The organism is Thermostichus vulcanus str. 'Rupite' (assembly GCF_022848905.1).
Taxonomy (GTDB): domain Bacteria; phylum Cyanobacteriota; class Cyanobacteriia; order Thermostichales; family Thermostichaceae; genus Thermostichus; species Thermostichus vulcanus_A.
Genome location: NZ_JAFIRA010000097.1, coordinates 1 through 2,395, shown reverse-complemented (window position 1 = coordinate 2,395; position 2,395 = coordinate 1). Strand labels below are relative to the sequence as shown.

At 53.2% G+C, this 2,395-nt stretch carries 3 protein-coding genes and 1 pseudogene; 3 read left to right on the top strand and 1 reads right to left on the bottom strand.

The window, feature by feature from the left end:
* Together JX360_RS17190 and JX360_RS17185 are read left to right on the top strand one after the other, a co-directional pair.
* The coding region (locus JX360_RS17190; RefSeq protein WP_244353441.1) for a zinc ribbon domain-containing protein at positions 1–596 on the top strand (596 nt) is incomplete at its 5' end.
* Positions 597–737: 141 nt separating this feature from the next.
* Positions 738–1,013 (top strand): annotated as a pseudogene (locus JX360_RS17185) (MFS transporter); the annotation flags it as partial.
* On the opposite strand, the gene JX360_RS17180 reads toward JX360_RS17185, so the two are convergent.
* Positions 970–1,374 (bottom strand): helix-turn-helix domain-containing protein, encoded by a 405-nt coding sequence (locus JX360_RS17180; protein WP_244353439.1) that lies wholly within the window; start codon positions 1,372–1,374, stop codon positions 970–972. The pseudogene JX360_RS17185 and the gene JX360_RS17180 sit on opposite strands and share 44 nt — an antisense overlap.
* A 29-nt stretch (positions 1,375–1,403) precedes the next feature.
* Between JX360_RS17180 and tnpA the strand changes: the two genes are divergently transcribed.
* Positions 1,404–1,817 (top strand): IS200/IS605 family transposase, encoded by a 414-nt coding sequence (tnpA, locus tag JX360_RS17175; RefSeq protein WP_244353438.1) that lies wholly within the window; start codon positions 1,404–1,406, stop codon positions 1,815–1,817.
* Positions 1,818–2,395 lie beyond the last annotated feature (578 nt).

Sequence of the window (2,395 nt, the reverse complement as noted above, 5' to 3'; positions counted from 1 at the left end):
GTGGAGAGGTAGCCTATCGTCGTCGTCGTTTCCAGAAGCGTCGTGCCCAGTTGCAACAGGCGGGTAAATACCGAGCACTCAAGCGACTGGAGCGCAAAGAAGCCCGTTGGATGAGGGCGGTCAACCATACGATTAGCCGCCGCGTTGTGCGGTTTGCCAATGCGGTGAATGCCGATGTGTGGATGGAAGACCTCTCGGGTATTCGCCAGTCCAGACAGAGCCAGAAGGCTCGCTCTGATGCCGGTAAATCACGGCACAGCTGGTCGTACTACGACCTGGAGTGGAAGACTGCCTACAAGCTGGAAATGGCGGGTAGGACGCTGCACAAGCGCCCTGCTGCCTATACGTCCAAAACCGACCACAGGACAGGATTGATTGGTAAAAGGAGTGGGCATTTGTTCACCGGGCAGGACGGGTATTGCTGTGACGCGGACTGGAATGCCGCAATGAACCTTGCTCGGTGGGACGGGTTCTCATGTCCCTTGAGTCTAAAAGAAGCCCTGCCCGTAATAGGTAGGGTCGGCTCAGGGGATGGGGTAGTTGGCAATCCCCTGAACTCCATGAATCCTCCACAGCTGCAAGCTGTGGGGAGCTAGAAGGGAGAATCCCCCGTTTGTAAAACGGGGGAGTGTCAACTGAGATCAAGGCGATGATCACCGATGGCCTAGTGACCCTCCATCCCGTCCAGATTCTGCTCCATGTACCCCAACGCGATTAGAGTCCCCTAAGAGATTCCTATGCCCGATTCACCCAGTGCCCTGCGCTTTATTCTGCTGTTGGGGATCGTCGGTTTGTGCGCGGATGCCACTTACGAAGGGGCGCGCAGCATTTCGGGTGCTTTTTTGGGATCCCTGGGGGCCAGTAGTACTGTCGTGGGCCTGGTGGCTGGCAGCGGCGAGTTGTTGGCCTACGGATTGCGCCTCGGGATTGGGGTTTTGAGCGATCGCACGGGGCGCTACTGGCAGCTCATCACCCTGGGCGTTGAGGGAACGAAAACGACCGCATCTGTCCCGGCTTTTTGAACCGGGGGAACCCAGCCCCCAACTTTTTGCGACGATCAAACGCTTGGTCTAAACGCCTCAAAACCTGCTGCAATGCCTGGGCATTGACAGAGGCGAGATCCTCATCAAGCCGCTTTGCCTCAGTCAGCCGTTGGCATTGCAGCTTAAAGCTGGGGTATGGCGCGTCTGCCGGGATGAGGTACTCGCTACGCAGAGAGCAGGCATTGACCGGACACTTACGAGAAGCCATCCAGTCTTTGCGCTCCCTCAGCGCATCATTCCAGACCCTACGGCACACCTCTAAATCGTGGTCGATCTGTTCGGCCTGCTGCTTGGTCGGTTTTAGCTTGTACTCATACGTCAGGGTTATCATAGGCGCAGTGCAACACTTAGTCGCACCCAATGTCACTGCCCTTAAACGCCCTCTATCACTGCTCTTACAGCATCTACTTTCACTTAGTCGCTTGCACTAAGTACCGCCGCAAGTGTATCACTCAACCCATGCTGAATAGGCTCAGGGAAATATTTGCGGAAACCCTGCAAAAGTGGGAGGGAGAATTAATCGAGTTCAATGGGGAGGCGGATCATGTTCATTTGCTCATGTCCGTTAACCCAAAGGTTCAGCCCTCAAAACTGGTGAACAACCTGAAAACTGTTTCCAGTCGCTTGATTCGCAAAGAGTTTGCTGAGCACCTAGTCAAGGTCTACCGTGGCAAGCCCGTCTTCTGGAGCCGTTCATACTGCATCATTTCTTGTGGTGGCGCGCCTCTTGCTGTGCTCACCCAGTACATTCAGCAGCAGGCCAAGATTGAGTGATTGCTGGGCGCATCGTCCTCCGGATGACCCGGAGGGACATCGCCTCACCACCACCCAACCGCAAGCGGTATGGGCGGAGCACTGCGATGTTCTTGGGTAGACGAGATGACAAACCTCCTACCCTGAACGCGCATACAGGCTGCTACCCAACGCTGTATAAAGGGCAATAGGTGGGGGGAGCTTCATGCCTCAGCCAACCCACCCAGAAGCCGTTTTTCTCCCGTTCTTAAATAGCCTCTCAATTCATAACTCTTGATAAAGTTCTTGTCATAACTCTTGATAAAGTTCTTGTCAGAAATCTATAGTGGAGATAGAAGTCACTTCAATTTACAGCTTTCTCTCGAGTTTGCTATGCGATTTAGGCAATCTGGAATGCAAGCATGATAATTTAATTGTTAGATGAATGGAATGGTCAATGGCTAAAACAAATCACAACACCTAGAGGACATCGATGAGTACCTTTGCTAATCCACCTCAAAAGTGTGTATCTGCTGCTTTCAAGGAAGAAAGCAAGCTACACGATTGCATCCAACGGCTTCTGAATCGGGGGGTTCCGAATGACCGTATTTCCATCATTG

Bases quoted from the DNA above. Each gene is read 5' to 3' on its own strand.
- tnpA (WP_244353438.1), top strand. From the start codon at position 1,404: ATGTCACTGCCCTTAAACGCCCTCTATCACTGCTCTTACAGCATCTAC.
- JX360_RS17180 (WP_244353439.1), bottom strand. From the start codon at position 1,374: ATGATAACCCTGACGTATGAGTACAAGCTAAAACCGACCAAGCAGCAG.